Here is an 18,200-nt window from a genome sequence, read left to right on the forward strand (position 1 = left end):
ATGCCGCCCGGCGCATACATGACGATGAGGATGAAGAACACGCCCAGGTACAGCTGCCAGGCCTTGGTGAAGTCCGACAGCATGACGGTGAGGAACACGCCGATGATGGCGCCGATCATCGGGCCGAAGAAGAAGCCGACGCCGCCGATGAAGGTGAACAGCAGCACGCCGCCCGAACGCAGGGCGCTGACGTTTTCGGCGGTGACGATCTCGAAGTTGATCGCCGACAGCCCGCCCGAGATGCCGGCGAAGAAGCCCGACAGGATAAGCGTGAGATAGCGCGCCCACTGGGTGTCGTAGCCGATGAACTCGACCCGCTCGGGGTTGTCGCGCACGGCGTTGATGATGCGCCCCAGCGGCGTCTGCGTGAAGGCGTACATGCCCACGGTGGCGATGAACAGCCAGGCGGCGATCAGGTAGTACACCTGGATCTGCGGACCGAAGGTGATGCCCATGAACTTCTCGCCGTAGACGCGGTTGGTGGAGATGCCGCCCTCGCCGCCGAAGAACTCGGGGAACATCAGCGAGCAGGCGAACACCAGTTCCACGATGCCCAGCGTGATCATGGAAAACGTCGTGCCCGACTTCTTGGTCGTCACATAGCCGAACAGCATGCCGAAGAACATGCCGGCGAGGCCGCCGATGAAGGGAATCAGCGTGACCGGCATCCAGATCTTGCCGGCGGTGGCCAGGTTCATCGCATGGATGGCGAAGAAGGCGCCCAGACCGGAGTAGACCGCATGGCCGAAGCTGAGCATGCCGCCCTGTCCCAGCAGCATGTTGTAGGACAGGCCGAAGATCATGACCGTGCCGATCTGCGACAGGATGGAGAGCGACGCGCCCTTGTTGAAGATCAGCGGCGCCACGATCAGGATCACCGCGAACAGGCCCCAGATGATCCAGCGCCCGAGGTTCATGGGCTTGTAGGTCATGGTGTTTTTCATTGTCAGGGTATTGGTATTCATGTCAGCCCTCCCGTGTGCCCATCAGGCCGCGCGGCCGGAAAATCAGGATCAGCACCAGCAGCAGGTAAGGCAGGATGGGTGCGACCTGGGAAATGGTGAGTTTGAGGACCGGGAAACCGAAGGTCTCCGGCGTGACGGTGGTGCCGATCCAGGCCAGCACGGTGGCGAACGAGTAATCGAGCGCCACGGCATAGGTCTGCAGCACGCCGATCAGGAGCGACGCCAGCAGCGCGCCGACCAGCGAGCCCATGCCGCCGACGACGACCACCACGAAGATGATGGAGCCGACGGTGGCGGCCATGCCGGGCTCGGTGACGAAGGCGTTGCCGCCGATCACGCCTGCCAGGCCGGCCAGCGCGCAGCCGCCGCCGAAGACCAGCATGAACACGCGCGGCACGTTGTGGCCGAGCGCCTCGACCATGTCGGGATGGGTGAGCGCGGCCTGGATGACAAGGCCGATGCGAGTGCGGGTGAGCACCAGGAAGATGGCCACCAGCATCAGGATGGCGATGAGCATCATGAAGCCGCGGTACATCGGGAAGGTGGTGGTGAACAGCGTGAACAGCGGGCCGTCGAGTTCGGCGGGAATCGGGTAAGGCACGGCGGCCCTGCCCCAGATCAGCTGGACCAGTTCGACCAGCACATAGGACAGGCCGAAGGTGAACAGCAGCTCGGGGATGTGGCCGTACTTGTGGACCGAGCGCAGGCCGTAGCGCTCGACCATGGCGCCGATGACGCCGACCAAGAGCGGCGCGACGACCAGGGCCGGCCAGAAGCCGATCTTGGTGCTGATGGCATAGGCGAAATAGGCGCCCAGCATGTAGAAGCTGGCGTGCGCGAAGTTGAGCACGCCCATCATGCTGAAGATCAGCGTCAGGCCGGACGACAGCATGAACAGCAGGAGCCCGTAGCTCAGGCCGTTAAGCAAAGTAATTAATGTGAACTCCACGCGGCAACCCTCTCAAATTCTTGTACGACCGTACTTTTTTTGTGCAGCAAAAAAGCAGCGCGCCAGGCAACGGCACGCTGCAAGGGAAATCAATTACGAAGGACGCTTCATCTGGCAGGACGTCGGCTGGGACGCCACATAGGGATCGAGCACGACATCGGTCTTCCAGCCGTAGCCGGTATTCTCCTGGTCATACTTGACATCCTTGCCGTTCACCTTGGTCCAGGTGGCGATGTACAAGGGCTGCTGCAGCTGGTGATCCTGCTTGCGCATCTCGACTTCGCCGTTCAGGCTCTGCACCTTCATGCCTTCCATCGCCAGCGCCACCTTGAGCGGATCGGTCGTCTTGCCTTCCTTCATCGCCTTGCCCAACAATGCCAGCGAGGTATAGGTGGCCATTACATAGTAGTCATCGTTGTGCTTTTTCTTGAAGCCTTCGACGATCTCCTTGCCGACAAACTTTTCATTGTTGGCATTCCAGTAGCCGACATACTTCACGCGCTCGGCGCCGGACGGCCCCATTGCCGTGGGTACGCCGGTTGTCGCGCCGTAATAGGTGTAGAAGTTGGCGGTCAGGCCTGCGTCCTTGGCAGCCTTGATCAGCAGCGCCAGGTCGGCGCCCCAGTTGCCGGTAATGACGGTATCCGCACCGGCAGCCTTGATCTTGGCGACGTAAGGCGAGAAATCCTTCACCTGCCCGATCGGATGCAGGTCGTCGCCGACGATCTGCACATCCGGACGCTTGCGCTTGAGGTAATCCTTGGCGGCGCGGGTGACCTGATGCCCGAACGCATAATTCTGGCCGATGATGTAGACCTTCTTGATGTTCTGGTCCTTGGCCATGTACGTGGTCAGCGCCTCCATCTTCTGGTCCGAATTCGCGTCGGTGCGGAAATGCCAGAAGCTGCACTTGCCGTTGGTGAGGTCCGGATCGACGGCCGCGTAATTGAGGAAAAGAACTTCCTTGCCGGGATTGCGCTCATTGTGCTTGTTGATCGCGTCGATCAGTGCCAGCGCCACGCCGGAACCATTGCCCTGGATAACATAGCGGTAACCCTGGTCGATCACGGTCTTGAGCTGGGACAAGGATTCCTGCGGACTTGCCTTGTTGTCGAAGCCGACCACTTCGAAGGTATGCTCGCCGGCCCATTTCTGCGCGTTCGCCATCTCGGCGACGTACTGCCAGCTCTTCAGGCCGTTCTGGCCGACCGGTGCGAACGGGCCGGACAATGGATCGATGAAGGCGATCTTCACCGTGTCCGCATAGGTGGCAGGCGCTGCGAACGCAGCCGCCAGAGAAAGCGGAATGATCCAGGATTTGAATTGGATAGCCATTTGTCTCTTCCTTATAAGTGTTTTGTGTTTACAGCATATCGGCGCCTAGACCGGGTGTAAAGCGCGTACGGCAAAGGAATCTATGAGGTATTCGGCATCGTATTCATCTTCACGCGCAAGCCGGGTCCGGCGCTGCAAGCCCGCGGCACCTGCCTGCCGGGCGCGTGCATCTCCCGCTGCGGATTCCAAGGCATCGAGGTCGACAACGTCAACCACATCAACCGGAAAGCCGAAACGGCGCGATCAGATAAATCTTCGGAACGGTTCCGCCGCCATGCGGCAGAAATGCGGCATGGACCGCTTCGGTGCCATGCCGCAAACAGAGTTGAAGGTCAGGACGGACGGGCCGGACGCTTCATCTGGCAGGAATGCGGCTGGGTCGCCACATAGGTTTCGACCTTCTGGTCCATGCTCCAGCCGTAGCCGGTATTTTCCTGGTCATACTTGACCTTCTTGCCGTCGACCTTTTCCCAGGTCGAGATGTAGAGCGGCTGCTGCAGCTGGTGGTCGGCGGCGCGCATTTCCACGTCGCCGTTGATCGCCTTGGTCTTCATGCCTTCCAGTGCGAAAGCGACCTTGACCGGATCGACGGAGTTGGTGTCCTTGGCGGCCTTGGACACCATCTGCACGACGGTGTAGATATCACTGACGTAGAAGTCGTCGTTGTACTTTTTCTTGAACGCCTCGACGATTTCCTTGCCGGCAAAAGTCTCGTTGTTCGGAATCCAGTACGCGACCTGCTTGACCATGCCGGCCACCGCGCCGCCCATGGCGGTCGGAACACCGGAAGTACCGCCGTAGTAGGTGTAGAACTTGGCGGTCAGGCCTGCATCCTTGGCAGCCTTCACCAGCAGCGCGAGGTCGGCGCCCCAGTTGCCGGTAATGACGGAATCCGCGCCGGAAGCCTTGATCTTGGCGATGTAAGGCGCGAAATCCTTCACGGTCGCGATCGGATGCAGGTCGTCGCCGACGATCTGCACATCCGGACGCTTGCGCTTGAGGTAATCCTTGGCGGCGCGGGTGACCTGGTGACCGTGAGCATAGTTCTGGCCGATGATGTAGACCTTCTTGATGCTCTGGTCCTTGGCCATGTAGGTGGTCAGCGCTTCCATCTTCATGTCGGAATTGGCATCGAAGCGGAAGTGCCAGAAGCTGCACTTGCTGTTGGTCAGGTCGGGGTCGATCGCCGAGTAGTTCAGGAAGACGATTTCCTTGCCGGGATTGCGCTCATTGTGCTTGTTGACCGCATCCACCAGCGCCAGGGCCACGCCGGAGCCGTTGCCCTGGGCAATGTAGCGGTAGCCCTGGTCGATCACGGTCTTGAGCTGGTTCAGCGATTCCTGCGGGCTGCCCTTGCCGTCGAAGGCTTGCACCTCGACCGTATGGTTGCCGGCCCACTTCTGCTGATTCGCCATTTCCGCGAACATGCGGAAGGTGTTGAGCTGGTTCTGCCCGATGGGAGCAAAGGCGCCTGACATCGTCTCGATCATCGCGATCTTGATGGTGTCCGCATGCGATACCGGCGCGGCGAAAGCTGCTGCGACGGAGGCTGCCAATACGAGGGGGCGAATCTTCTTCATCATATGTCTCATCCTTGTTTAGGTACGCTGGTATAACGTCGGCCTTGTTCTTCGAAGGCTCTCTTGATGCTGATTCCGATTGCGGTGCGGGGGTGTTATGCGCTGGGCAGTTTGTACTCCTTGAACTGTTCACGAATGCGGTTCTTCAATACCTTGCCGGTGGCGCCGATCGGCAACGCGTCGACGAAGGTGACGTCGTCCGGTGTCCACCATTTGGCAATCTTTCCGTCATAGAACTGGATGAGTTCTTCCCTGGTGACTTCGGCTCCTGGCTTCTTCACCACGACGAGCAGCGGACGCTCGTCCCATTTCGGATGGAACACGCCGATGCACGCCGCCTGCTGTACCGCCGGGTGCGCCATGGCAATATTCTCCAGATCGATAGTGCCGATCCACTCGCCGCCGGACTTGATGACGTCCTTGCTGCGGTCGGTGATCTGCATGTAGCCGTCGGCGTCGATGGTGGCGACGTCGCCGGTCGGGAACCAGCCGTCCTGCAGCACATCGCCGCCTTCGTTCTTGAAGTAGCTGCTGATGATCCACGGCCCCCTGACCAGCAGGTTGCCGTAGGTCTTGCCGTCCCAGGGCAGTTCCTTGCCGTCGTCGCCGACGATCTTCATGTCGACACCGTAGATTGCATGGCCCTGCTTTTCCAGCACGGCCTGCTGTTTTTCCGGCGGCAGACCAAGGTGATGGCTCTGCAGCGTGCCGGTCGTGCCCAGCGGCGACATTTCGGTCATGCCCCAGGCGTGAACCACCTCGACGCCAAACTTCTCGCGGAAGGTCTTCATCATGGCCGGCGGACAAGCCGAGCCGCCGATGACGGTGCGCTTGAAGCTGGAAAACTGCAAGTTGTTCTGGCCGACATAGGTCAGCAGGCCGAGCCAGACGGTCGGTACGCCGGCGGAGAAAGTCACCTTCTCCTGCTCGAACAGTTCGAACAGCGACTTGCCGTCCAGCGCGGGGCCGGGGAAGACCATCTTGGCACCGGTCAGCGGCACGGAATACGGCAGGCCCCAGGCATTGACGTGAAACATCGGTACCACCGGCAGGACCGAATCGCGCGCCGAAACATTCAGTGCATCCGGCATGGCCGAGGCATAGGAATGCAAGACCGTCGAGCGGTGGGAATACAGCGCACCCTTGGGATTGCCCGTGGTGCCGGAGGTATAGCAGAGGCTGGACGCGGAGTTCTCGTCGAACAGCGGCCATTCATACTGGTCGGAATTGGAGGCCACGAGTTCTTCGTAGCACTGCAGGTTCGGAATCTTGGTTTCGGCCGGCATGCGGTCGCGATCGCACATCATGATGAAGCCCTTGACCGTCTTGCAGTGGGCGGCGAAGGCTTCGACCAGCGGCAGGAAGGTCATGTCGAAGAACAGGTATTGATCTTCGGCATGGTTGGCAATGTAGGCAATCTGTTCGGGATGCAGGCGCGGGTTGATGGTATGCATCACCGCGCCGGAGCCGGAAATGGCGTAATACAGCTCGAGATGGCGATAACCGTTCCAGGCCAGCGTGGCGACCCGGTCGCCCATCTTCACGCCAAGACCGCCAAGCGCATTGGCCATCTGGCGCGAGCGCTTGTGGCAATCGCGGTAGGTATAGCGGTGAATGTCGCCTTCGACCCGGCGCGACACGATCTCATTGCTGCCGTAGTAACGGTCGGCGTGCTTGATGATGCTGGAAATCAGCAAAGGCTGATTCATCATCTGGCCCATCAATGGGCTCTTGGGAAATTCAGTCATCATGCCTCCTGCCTCGTAGTTGGAATTCTTCTACTTATTGAAGCATGATTTTTGAACGACCGTACTAAAACCGTCAACGACTTTCGATGACGCACTGCACCATTGCCCCGCCGGAGCGGTTTCAGTCGACAGCGGATTTGTAGATGGTATTTTTCGGGCGGGCCATTACGCGTCGCAGCATGGGCTCGAAAAATTCCAGCGGCAGCGTGTCGTAATCGGGATCGAAGGCCGGCGCATCGTACTTCTCGCAGAACTCCAGCGTCGCGTCGTAGAAGGAGGCGTTGGCGAATTGGTCGCGCAGGTTGCGGTCCATGCCGAGATGATGGAAGAAGTAGTAGCCCTGGAAAATGCCGTGCTTTTCCACGATCGCATGGTATTCGGGATTGACGAAAGGCTTGAGAATGGCAGCGGCGATGTCGGGATGGTTGAAGCTGCCAAGGGTGTCGCCGATGTCGTGCAACAGCGCACAGACCACGTATTCATCATCGCGGCCGTCGCGGTAGGCGCGGGTCGCCGTCTGCAGGCTGTGCGTGAGCCGGTCTACCGGGAAACCGCCGCAGTCGCCGTCAAGCAGGCGAAGATGCGCAAGAACGCGGTCCGGCAATGCGGCCGCATAGGTCTTGAACTCGCGTCCGATGATTTTCCAGTCTTCCGCAGTGCTCTCCTGCATGTCGCGAAAGCCTGCGCGGGAATGATCGAGTGTCTCCATGTCGTTATATTCGAGAAAGGAAAATGCAGGTTGGAAAATGCAGGGTGCGCTTGGTGCCACCCTGCTTCATGAACTTGTCGGCGATCAGGTGCGGTAGGAAGGATCGATGCGGTCGAGCCGTCGCAGAAGGCCCGGCCATGCCAGCATGCCGCCCTTCGACTTCGTTACCGTGCGCGCCTGGTCCTTGGCGCCGCTGATGATGGTCTGGGGAATCGTGATCAGTTCGCCGCCGCCGGCCTGGGCACGGATCTGGATCATGCAGGCGGCTTCGAAGATGTACATGTTGACGAAGGCATCGGCAATCGTCTTGCCCAGGGTGAGCAAGCCGTGATTGCGCAGCATCAGGTAATTCTTGTTGCCCAGGTCTGCGACCAGGCGCGGCTTTTCTTCGTCATTCAGCGCGACACCCTCGTAGTCGTGATAAGCCAGGCTCGACAGCACGAAGATCGATTGCTGGGAAAGCGGCAGCAGGCCGTTTTTCTGGGCGGAGACCGCGACGCCATTGATGCTGTGGACATGCAGCACGCATTGCGCATCATGCCGTTCCGAATGGATGGCCGAGTGAATGGTGAAGCCGGCGGGATTGACCGGGAACGGCGAGTCTTCGATCTTGTTGCCGTGCAGGTCGATCTTGACCAGCGAGGAAGCGGTAATCTCGTCGAACATCATGCCGTAGGGATTGATCAGGAATTGATCCTCGGTGCCCGGTACGCGCGCCGTGATATGCGTGAAGATCAGATCACTCCAGCCAAAGTCGGCGACCAGCCGGTAGCAGGCGGCCAGGTCCACGCGCGTCTGCCATTCCTCCTCGGAGACGCGCTCCTGCAAGGATGGAAAGCTCAGCTTTTCGGGGGCGTTCATGATGGTATCTCCTCTTCTCTGTCAGAATAGTGCGCTGTAGCGATGTATGTCGCGGGCATCGGCGTCCGCCGTGCCGGTCAGGCGCGTTTCCATCGCAGTATCGTTATAACGCACCGCACAAGACTGTCAACTACTTAACAATCGCCATGCAAAATCACGGCCCCGATGACATTGACCGAGCCGCACTCCTGCGCAGTTCATGGCTGTCGGACGTACCTGAAGAGATCCTGCGCGCCGCCTGCGCCTGCGCCGCGGTGCGGACATTCGGCGACGGCATCCTGATCCACGCCCGCGGCGCGGAAGCCGACGGGTTCTATACCATCGCCAGCGGCGCCGTGCGCTTTACCCGCGCCACGGCCGACGGACACTCGTCGATCATCGCGGTACTGGGTGCGCCAAACTGTTTCGGCGAAATCTCCCTGTTCGACGGGCTGCCGCGCTCGCATGATGCGCATGCGGCCGGAGACACCACGCTGCTGTTTCATTCGAGAACCGATTTCAAGAATCTGCTTGCCCGCTATCCGCAGATCTATGAGCGTTTCCTCAAGGTCCTGAGCATGCGTCTGCGCGCGACCTTCGACATGGTGGAGGAAGCCGCCGTCGCCCCGTTGTCGCAGCGGCTTGCGCGCCGCCTGCTGGAGCTTGCGCATATCAAGCCCTCCGCGCTGAATGCCGATGTCGATGCGCACGGACGCGAAGTTCCGCTGACACAGGAAGACCTGGGGCATCTGCTCGGCAAGTCCCGCCAGAGCATCTCGAAAATCCTGCATTATTGGGAACAAAAGGGGTTGATACAGACCAAATATGGCCGCATATCCATCAAACAGCCTCTAGCGCTCTCTGCCCTTGCCTATCCGGAGCAATCTCAAGGCTCCGCCAGATCAGCCCTTCGGGAGCGGTCGGAGGCTACGGGCGACCCACACTTCAAGGAAGCTTTATGAACGCACCTGCCGAACGCAGGCTTCGCCAGCAGGCGAATCAATTGCCCTTTGCAAACTCCTTCGCCGCCCTGCCGCCGCAGTTCTATACCCGGCTCCAGCCGACGCCGGTGCCTGCCCCCTATCTGGTCGGCGCCAGCTCCCCGGCCGCTGAACTGATCGGCCTCGATGCCGAAGCACTCGGGCTCCAGGACGCCGTCGACGCCTTTTCCGGCAATGCGGTGCTGCCGGGGTCCGAACCCCTGGCTGCGGTCTACTCCGGGCATCAGTTCGGCGTCTGGGCGGGACAGCTCGGCGACGGACGCGCGATTCTGCTTGGCGACGTTGCCGCCGACGACCCCTGGCCCGCAGGCCGTATCGAGCTCCAGCTCAAGGGAGCGGGCATGACGCCATATTCCCGCATGGGTGACGGGCGCGCGGTACTGCGTTCCTCGATCCGCGAATTCCTGTGCTCGGAAGCCATGGCTGCGCTCGGCATACCGACCTCGCGCGCGCTCTGCGTCACCGGCTCGGACATGCCGGTCATGCGCGAGACCGTAGAGACCGCTGCCATCGTGACCCGCATGGCGCCCAGCTTCATCCGCTTCGGCTCTTTCGAGCACTGGTTTTACAACGAGCGCCAGGAAGAACTGAAGATGCTCGCGGACTATGTCATCGACCGCTTCTATCCGGCGCTGCGCGACGACCCGCAGCCCTACCGCGCGCTGCTGTCGGAGGTGAGCCGCCGCACCGCGGAACTGATGGCGCAGTGGCAGGCGGTCGGTTTCATGCATGGCGTGATGAATACCGACAACATGTCCATCCTCGGGCTGACCATCGATTACGGTCCCTTCGGTTTCATGGAAGCCTTCGATGCGCGTCACATTTGCAATCACAGCGACCACCAGGGCCGCTACTCGTACCAGATGCAGCCTCGCATTGGGCAATGGAATTGCTTCGCGCTGGCGCAGGCGCTGCTTCCGCTGGTGGGCGAAGTCGAGGATGCACAGGCGGCGGTCGATATCTACAAGCCCACCTACGATACGAAGTTCGAGCAGCTGATGCATGCCAAGCTCGGCCTGCGCGATACGCTGCCGGATGACGGCAAGCTGTTCGAGTCGATGTTTGCACTGATGCAGAACAACCATGTCGATTTCACGCTGTTCTTCCGCCAGCTGGGCAATCTGACGCTGGATAACCCGCAGGCGGACGAACCGCTGCGCGACCTCTTCATCGACCGCCCCGCCTTCGATGCCTGGGCGGTCCAGTACCGCAACCGTCTCCGCCAGGAAAACAGCCGGGATGAAGAACGCAGGACAGGCATGCATGCCGTCAATCCGAAATACGTACTGCGCAACTACCTGGCCCAGGTCGCAATAGACAAAGCGCAGAACAAGGACTTTTCCGAAGTGGCCCGTCTGCTGTCGGTGCTTGAAAAGCCGTTCGACGAACAGCCGGAAAACGAACACTATGCCGAATTACCGCCCGACTGGGCGAGCACTCTGGAGGTAAGCTGCTCATCATGACCACGAAAGTGACTAAAACCGACGCCGAATGGCGTGAAATGCTCGATCCCCTTGAATACCAGGTCACCCGCAAGGCGGCGACCGAACGCGCTTTCACCGGCCGCTATTGGGATCACCATGAACACGGCATCTACACCTGCATCTGCTGCGGCACGCCGCTGTTCGAATCGGATGCGAAATTCGACTCCGGATGTGGCTGGCCGAGCTACTTCCGGCCGCTTGATCCTGACAATGTTTCCGAGCGCATCGATCGCAGTCATGGCATGATACGCACCGAAATTCTTTGCAACGTGTGCGACGCCCATCTCGGTCACGTATTCCCGGACGGACCTCCTCCCACCGGCTTGCGTTATTGCATCAATTCGGCGTCGCTGCGTTTCGATCCCAAGTAAACTAACAGTACGAAAGAGCCCGCGCCCCATGAAGTTTCTGTTCGATCTTTTCCCCGTCATCCTGTTTTTTGCCATGTTCAAATGGGGAGAAGGTCATCCCGAGGCGGCGCAAGGTCTGGTGGACCAGTATCTGTCGGCCTTCGTGTCCGGCACGGCGACCGCCGCGCAGGCACCGATCATGCTGGCCACCGCACTGGCCATTCTGGCAACAATTGGACAGATTGCCTACCTGCTGCTGCGCCGTCGCAAGGTCGACGGCATGCTCTGGGTATCGCTGGCCATCATTACCCTTTTCGGCGGCGCAACGATCTATTTTCATAACGAGACTTTCATTAAATGGAAGCCGACCGTGCTTTACTGGGCCTTCGGCGCCGCATTAATCATCAGCCAGATCCTGCTTGGCAAGAACCTGATTCGCCTGATGATGCAGAAACAGCTTGTCCTGCCGGATCCGGTCTGGAACAAGCTTAACCTTTCATGGGCTGCCTTCTTCGCAGCCATGGGCCTGGTCAACCTCTACGTTGCCTATTCATTCTCGACGGCATTCTGGGTCAACTTCAAGCTGTTCGGATTCACTGGGCTGATGCTGGGTTTCGTCGTGGCGCAAAGCCTTTTTCTCTCCAAGTACCTGAAAGATTCTCACTAGGAATTTCCCCAGTCCCGCAAGAAGCAGGAAGACACGATGAACGAACGCATGCAGAAAATGCACAGCAGGCTGGCCGCAACTTTTGCGCCGGTCGAATGTCAACTCGAAGACGAATCCCACCTGCATGCCGGCCATGCGGGCGCCGCCACGGGCGCGGGTCACTATAAACTGAGACTGGTTTCCGAGCGCTTCACGGGCCTCAATCGCGTCGCCCGCCACCGGCTAGTGTATGATTGCCTCCGCGACATGATGTCCAGCGATATCCACGCTCTCAACATTATCGCCATCGCGCCGTCCGAACTGACTCGCTGAGTCTCGATGCGCCTGAATTTGTATAAACTATTATTTTTTCCAATCTAGGAATACTTCAATGACCTTGAAACCTGCTCGCCTGCTGATGCTGCTCGTCGCCGCCCTCGCCCTTCCGGCATTGGCGCAAAATCTCGCCGTCGTGAACGGCAAGCCCGTTCCCTCGTCGCGCGCCGACGCGATGGTCAAGCAGCTGGCTGCTCAAGGCCAGCCTGATTCCCCCCAACTGCGCGCGATGGTCAAGGAAGAGCTGATCAACCGCGAAATCCTGATCCAGGAAGCCGACAAGCAAGGCCTGTCCAGCTCGGCCGACGTCAAGAACCAGGTGGAAATCGCCCGCCAGTCGATCGCCATCCGCGCGCTGGTGCAGGATTACCTGAAGAAGAATCCCGTCAAGGATGCCGAAATCCAGGCGGAGTACGACAAGTTCAAGTCCCAGGCCGGCGACAAGGAATATCACGCACGTCATATCCTCGTCGAAAAGGAAGAGGACGCCAAAGGCATCATCAGCAAGCTGAAAGGCGGTGCCAAGTTCGAGGAACTGGCGAAGCAGTCCAAGGACCCGGGTTCGGCTGCCAATGGCGGCGATCTCGACTGGGCCTCGCCGGCTTCCTTCGTGAAACCGTTCTCGGATGCGATGGTCGCGCTGCAGAAGGGCCAGATCACCGAGACGCCGGTGAAAACCCAGTACGGTTTCCACGTTATCAAGCTGGAAGACGTCCGCGCGGCCAAGATTCCGTCGCTGGAAGAAGTCAAGCCGCAGATCGCGGAATCGCTGCAGCAGAAGAAACTGCAGGCCTTCCAGGAAGATCTGCGCAAGAAAGCCAAGATCCAGTAAGCTTTCTTCAGCCACCTCAAAAAAGCGCTCCCACGGAGCGCTTTTTTATTTCCAGCCAGGATCACACTACCCCGGCTTGGGGCTTGGCAGCGTTAAAGTAAGTTAAACACAGAAGCAGTTTAACGCGGCAGGATTTCATCGCAAGGCGTGACACAGGACCCAGGAAGGAAGGCCGCAGCTGCGGAGCATATCGATTTTAAAAAGCGAATTGAATGGAACCATGATCCAAATCGTGCCACTCAATGCTGCTTTTTAACCTATCGCCATCAGCAAGGTCGTTCAAGCTGGTGGCCGACGCTCCTAATCATTACTTCAAAGTACGCTATGCCTAGTTGGTCCCAATTATTTTCTAATATTTGTAGGCTGCCTCAGCTCACGGAAAATTTATTATGCCGTTCCAATAGGCATGTGGAGCCACTGCCGCTTCAGCCGCTTCCGCCGGCAAGTACGCAACCTGCTCCGATACATTCGACGCCGAAACCGCCTCCTGTTCAATCACCGAATTCGCCCCCTCGCCCAACGGCGGAATTGCTTGGGGCGAGGGAACGAAGACGCAACTCGCGGACGCCTCCCCCCCCACATCACGATCCTCCGGCACCCGCCCAACCAGTACCCCCGTGCCGGACAGCGGCAGGCCCACCAATCCCATACGCGACATTCGTCGCCTCGGACCTATGCAATTCGGATCCGAACCTGATTTGCGCCAACCGGAAAGCATCGAACATTCAACCGACCTTCCTGCTGAGATATGGCGGCAAATTCTGGGACATCTGCCGAACTCAAACGAGACCAGAAGCACGGTCCACAGCCTGCTGCTGGCGTACAGAGCTGTGCGTGCTGCTGTGTTGGACACGGCGGAAAGCAAGCTGCTGGCGATAAAATTGGGTGAACTGGCGCAAGGAATGAAAACGCAGCCTTACTCGCCCCAAGGTAGAGAGTCTTTCCAGATCATTCTGGAGGCGGTCACACAGCCGGCGATTCGGAAAGACAGGCTCTTTGGCCGCGCTGATGCACCTTACGCATCCGCAATGGTCGAACTGCAAAGCAGGGATAAAGCCGAAGTGGCGATCATTGCGGCGAATCTAATCAGGACGCTTCCTCTTGGTGAGCGGTTTGCCGCATTCAACGATATCAACGCGATCATCAGCGCACATGACGGCCCATGGACTCATGCCCCAGGCAATGCAACAGTGAAGCCTCGGATGGCCGTCCTGCTGGCGGGACAGATCGGGCACTTGTTGGAAGGGGAAAACCGCTTGATCGGATTCCGTAACATCGCCGAGGCGATCAGCCGATTCGCCGACGCGCCCGCAAAGGAGACAGCGATTGCCGCCCTGGCGGCTCAGCTCCCACACGTGCTGGAGTACGATAATCCAACCGAGCAGTTCGACCGCGCAGCGGACATCGTCGACAGCATGGATGATCTCGAAGTGAAGACCGCCATGGGCATTGCATTGGCTCGGCAGATCGGAGAAGATCCCCAGGCAAATGCCATCGCCGCATTCAACCGGGTAGCCTTGATCATCGAGCGCATGACCACTCCCGAAGCACAGGCCAGGATTGCCACTGCGTTGACGGAACAGATCGCCAGCCTCCCCCCAGGCCGGGCACGGGTCGACGGATTCAATCATCTCCGTACAATCATCAACGACATGACCACGTTCGCGGCGAAGGCCGACGCCGCCAACGCTCTCGCCGCACAGTTTCAATACCTGCCGCAGGACGAATCGCAGGTCGATAGATTCAACCAGGTGGCCCATATCATCGTTCCCCTGCCTTTCCCGGCAAAGGCCAAACCCGCCGCGTCGCTCGCGGCGCAGATCCAGTATTTCCCCCAAGTGGCGGCCCGGGAGGAACGATTCGAGCGCCTTGTTCGGATGATGGGCTTCACGCCGAAAGCCGACATTGCGGCCGCACTTGCGGGACAACTGCAGCATTATCCCGACCAAGATCCTTCCGGACGCAATCCGCGGCGAGAAAAATTTGATGTTCTCAGCAGGATGTTGGATAAATTTGCGGAGGAGTCGGCAACGGCAACCGTTACGGCTGCGTTGATCTCACAGCTCCAATACTTGCATCCCGGCGCAGAGCAGATTGAAACATTCGACCTTTTTGCCCAGAGAATGGACGGCATGAGCCGGGCATCTGACAAGGCCACCATCGCCACGGCCTTGGCGGAACAGATCCAGCATCTTGTTGGCCAAGAGCGGAATGACAGATTTAATCGCCTGTTCGAATTGATGCAGGGTATGAGCGACGCAACGGCAAAGTGCCGAATCGCCGTAGCGCTGGCCGGACAAATACGCCATGTGCCGGAAGGCTCTGTACGGGCTGAACTCTTCAGCCAGCTGGCGGACTTGATGGACGGGCTCGCGCAGCCTGCACCGGCAGCAGTTGTCGATACCACAGAGTTTTCACCGAAGGCCAGGATCGCTGCTGCACTCGCGGCGCAGCTTTTGCATCTGCAAACCGATGAAGAACAGATGACAGGATTCATGCGTGTAGCCGCGACGATGGATGGCTTGATGGCCGATTCAGATAAACGCGAGATACTTTTTGAAATGGCAAGTCGGATCGGGTCCCTTCCCGAAGGGCAAGCGCGGATTGACGCGTTCATTGCATTGAGCAGGAGGATTACTCCTGTGTCGGACCCAGAGGGAACAGCCACATCTGCATTGGTGAATCAGATTTTGGAGTTGCCAGCAGGCGCGAATCGTATCCAGGGATTTACTCTCCTGGCCGACATCATCGCCAATCGCACGGAGCTTGCAAGACGCATTACCAACACATTCGCAGAATCTCTTCTTTTCCTTGGGGAGGAAGAACGTATTGCCGTATTCAATCATCTGGCCGGTATCGTGCGCAATCTGCCAGACCCGGATGGTGATACGGTCGCTACCCTGGCAGGAACGCTCAGTCACCTCCCCGAGGGTGCCACCCATGCTTTGGGATTCCATCTTGTTTCAGGAATGACCCGAGAGCTTGCGGACTCCGAGGAAAAGATAATCAGCATCGAGTTCCTCATGGACGAGTGCGCTCGCCTTCCAGCGGGAGACATTATCGCCGGCTTCAATCGGGTGGCGGAAACGATCGAAAATCTGGTGCGGCCCGCGGACACGGACGCACAGGCCTTGGGCCTGGCAGAACGCATGAATCGCCTTCCCGCTCATGCGTCTCTTTACGGATTCAATCGTGTCGGAGATCTAGTCACGGGCTTGACAAATCCCGTCACAAAAGCAGAAGTCGTCATTGAATTACTGGAGATGTTCGAACTTCTTCCTCCAGACGCCCGCATCGCTGCGTTCAACCGTGTGGCGCAATTCATTCACCGCCTGACTGCGCTTGAAGCAAGGGATCTTGCAATCATCCGGCTGGCGAACCAGGTCGCGCATCTGCCGCCGGAATATCGTGCCACGGGGTTCGACGAGGCAGCCAATCTGATCGAGGCGATCATGGATCCGCAACAAAGAGGCGATGCTATCGTCACCTTGTCGAATCAAATCATCCATCTGCGGGATGAAGATGTCACGGAAAGGTTCAATCATGTGACTGCCGCTCTTGATGACCGCATCAGTCTCGAGAGTAGAGAGGTTGTCGCAGCCGTTCTTGCATCTCAGCTTTTTCGGCTCACGGAGGAGCACTGCATTGCTGCGTTCAACCGCATTGCCGGGATTGCCGAGGAAACGGCAGATCCAGGCCGAAAGGCTGATTTCGTGACCGCATCGGCGAATCAGATCGAGTTCCTGCCTCTCGATTTTCGCGCTACGCCTTTTAATCGCCTTGTCGACATGATGGAAGCCGTGACTGTTCCCGAACTAAGGGCACAGGCAGCCATTGCATTGGCAGGCAGCATCAGGCACTTGCCCGATGCGTTGCGTGTCCATGCCTTCAACAGCGTTGCCACAAGTCTCGGAGAAATGGCCACCCCGGAAGCAAGGGGCCGATCAGTCAGCATTCTGGCGAATCAAATCGCATACCTGCCAGCAGGTTTACACGCAGCCGGCTACAACAGCCTTGTCAATTTCATCGAAGACGCGGCCATCCCCGAACTGAAGGGACAGGCAGCCCTCGCATTGGCAGGCAGCATAGGGCAACTACCCGGTAAATTCCGGATCGATGCGTTCAACAGGGTTACTGCGATTTTCGGAGAAACGGCGGATGCCGTATTAAGGGGAGAAATCGTCATTGCCCTGGCAGCTCAGATTACGCGCCTGCCCGACAATCTCCGTGTCGATTCCTTCAACCGCCTCACGAAGTTGACGGAAGGACTGATCAACCCCGAACTGAAAGCCGATGCCGCAGCCGCCATGGCGGATCGGATCTCGTACCTGCCTGATGAATTCCGTGCCGATAAGATCAGACGCGTCGCAAGAATCATCGCCAGCCTGACGAACATCGGGGGAAGAAATACTGCCATCGACAATTTGATGAACCAGATCGCCCACCTTCCCGAGGAGAGTCGTGTCTCCGGATTTACTCTGGTTACCAGACTTATTGATGGCCTGGAGGATTCCGAGATGAAAGGAATTCATGTATCAGATCACGCGAATCTGATCCGATTTCTTCCTGAGGCAAGCCAGCCGGCGGGGTTCAGACACATCGGCAGATTGATCGACAGTCTGGGCAGTCAAGAAGCAAGGGCAAGGGTCATCATGGAATTGGCCGTCCAAGGAAACATCGTCGGATTGCTCAACAGTCTGGACAGTCCGGAAGCAAGGGCAAGGGTCATCATGAATATGGCAGACCACGTCGAGCACCTGCCGCAGGAACAGCGTTTCGCCGCATTCAACAGCCTGGCGGGATTGATTGAAGCCGAAACTCCCGATGCGACAATGGCGGATGCCATCCGTACTCTGGCAAATCTGCTGGTACTTCTTCCTGAGGAAAACCGGGCCGCCGGATTCAACCGCGCGGCTGGAATCGTCAATGGCTTGAGTGCCCCGGCGGCGCGGGGAGCGACCACCCGCAACCTCGCGCTTCAAATCGGCCATCTTCCTGAAACACGGCGCGTTGCGGCCGTGAGCCAATTGGCTGAATTGATCTTATCGCTGACGAATCCTAGGCAACAGGCGGGGGCGGCCGAGCTGTTGGTACGCCAGATTGAACATCTCCCTGCCGCCGATCGTCTGCAGTGCTTCAATCTCGCGGCTGACGTGATCGAAAGCTTCACGAACCCCGAAACACGCGGAAACGCTGTCGTCGCTCTGGTAGAGGCCTTGGCGCACCTGTCGGAGGAAGATCTTATTGCCGGCATTTCACGTTCCGGCAGAATCATTAATGATCTGGGGGATGCGGCAATACAGGAGCGGGCGCGGGCGGCACTGGCCGGTATTTGAATGCGCTTCGGTCCGCTATCGGACATGCCCATCGCTCTTGGACATGTTCGCTTTCAGCTTCCGGTATCAATACATGGTGGCTGCCGTCA

At 58.8% G+C, this 18,200-nt stretch carries 14 protein-coding genes; 7 read left to right on the plus strand and 7 right to left on the minus strand.

The genetic code is table 11. The annotated features are described in order from the left end of the window. The 7 genes from FH061_RS07660 to FH061_RS07690 form a co-directional block, all read right to left on the minus strand. The coding region (locus FH061_RS07660; RefSeq protein WP_151634665.1) for a branched-chain amino acid ABC transporter permease at positions 1 to 965 on the minus strand (965 nt) is incomplete at its 3' end. Position 966: 1 nt separating this feature from the next. After that, on the minus strand, positions 967 to 1,914 hold the full coding sequence (locus FH061_RS07665; RefSeq protein ID WP_151634667.1) for a branched-chain amino acid ABC transporter permease: 948 nt from the start codon (positions 1,912 to 1,914) through the stop codon (positions 967 to 969). A gap of 93 nt (positions 1,915 to 2,007) precedes the next feature. Continuing rightward, positions 2,008 to 3,249 (minus strand): branched-chain amino acid ABC transporter substrate-binding protein, encoded by a 1,242-nt coding sequence (locus FH061_RS07670; protein ID WP_151634669.1) that lies wholly within the window; start codon positions 3,247 to 3,249, stop codon positions 2,008 to 2,010. A gap of 332 nt (positions 3,250 to 3,581) precedes the next feature. Then, positions 3,582 to 4,829: a branched-chain amino acid ABC transporter substrate-binding protein gene (locus FH061_RS07675; RefSeq protein WP_151635222.1), complete on the minus strand. Its 1,248-nt coding sequence runs from the start codon at positions 4,827 to 4,829 to the stop codon at positions 3,582 to 3,584. 95 nt (positions 4,830 to 4,924) lie between these two features. Further along, complete coding sequence (locus FH061_RS07680) at positions 4,925 to 6,577, minus strand: 3-(methylthio)propionyl-CoA ligase (RefSeq protein WP_151635224.1); 1,653 nt, start codon at positions 6,575 to 6,577, stop codon at positions 4,925 to 4,927. A gap of 121 nt (positions 6,578 to 6,698) precedes the next feature. Beyond that, on the minus strand, positions 6,699 to 7,286 hold the full coding sequence (locus FH061_RS07685; RefSeq protein WP_225984532.1) for an HD domain-containing protein: 588 nt from the start codon (positions 7,284 to 7,286) through the stop codon (positions 6,699 to 6,701). Positions 7,287 to 7,370: 84 nt separating this feature from the next. Next, on the minus strand, positions 7,371 to 8,147 hold the full coding sequence (locus tag FH061_RS07690) for a class II aldolase/adducin family protein (RefSeq protein ID WP_151634671.1): 777 nt from the start codon (positions 8,145 to 8,147) through the stop codon (positions 7,371 to 7,373). Between the two features lie 146 nt (positions 8,148 to 8,293). Here FH061_RS07690 and FH061_RS07695 point away from each other — a divergent pair, with 146 nt between their 5' ends. The 7 genes from FH061_RS07695 (at position 8,294) to FH061_RS07725 (ending at position 18,111) form a co-directional block, all read left to right on the plus strand. Beyond that, the gene (locus FH061_RS07695) at positions 8,294 to 9,088 is read left to right on the plus strand and encodes a Crp/Fnr family transcriptional regulator (RefSeq protein WP_151634673.1); all 795 of its coding nucleotides are present in this window, start codon (positions 8,294 to 8,296) and stop codon (positions 9,086 to 9,088) included. Then, the gene (locus FH061_RS07700) at positions 9,085 to 10,590 is read left to right on the plus strand and encodes a protein adenylyltransferase SelO (protein ID WP_151634675.1); all 1,506 of its coding nucleotides are present in this window, start codon (positions 9,085 to 9,087) and stop codon (positions 10,588 to 10,590) included. The genes FH061_RS07695 and FH061_RS07700 overlap by 4 nt, the downstream gene beginning before the upstream one ends. Continuing rightward, a complete protein-coding gene (msrB, locus tag FH061_RS07705; protein ID WP_151634676.1) occupies positions 10,587 to 10,982 on the plus strand; it encodes a peptide-methionine (R)-S-oxide reductase MsrB in 396 nt (131 codons plus the stop codon). The genes FH061_RS07700 and msrB overlap by 4 nt, the downstream gene beginning before the upstream one ends. Positions 10,983 to 11,010: 28 nt before the next feature. Further along, complete coding sequence (locus FH061_RS07710; protein ID WP_151634678.1) at positions 11,011 to 11,628, plus strand: septation protein A; 618 nt, start codon at positions 11,011 to 11,013, stop codon at positions 11,626 to 11,628. A gap of 36 nt (positions 11,629 to 11,664) precedes the next feature. Continuing rightward, the gene (locus FH061_RS07715) at positions 11,665 to 11,940 is read left to right on the plus strand and encodes a BolA family protein (RefSeq protein ID WP_151634679.1); all 276 of its coding nucleotides are present in this window, start codon (positions 11,665 to 11,667) and stop codon (positions 11,938 to 11,940) included. A 58-nt stretch (positions 11,941 to 11,998) separates the two neighbouring features. Continuing rightward, complete coding sequence (locus tag FH061_RS07720) at positions 11,999 to 12,775, plus strand: peptidylprolyl isomerase (protein WP_151634680.1); 777 nt, start codon at positions 11,999 to 12,001, stop codon at positions 12,773 to 12,775. 674 nt (positions 12,776 to 13,449) lie between these two features. Continuing rightward, positions 13,450 to 18,111: a hypothetical protein gene (locus FH061_RS07725; protein ID WP_151634681.1), complete on the plus strand. Its 4,662-nt coding sequence runs from the start codon at positions 13,450 to 13,452 to the stop codon at positions 18,109 to 18,111. Positions 18,112 to 18,200 lie beyond the last annotated feature (89 nt).

This window comes from Noviherbaspirillum aerium (genome assembly GCF_008929045.1).
Taxonomy (GTDB): domain Bacteria; phylum Pseudomonadota; class Gammaproteobacteria; order Burkholderiales; family Burkholderiaceae_D; genus Noviherbaspirillum; species Noviherbaspirillum aerium.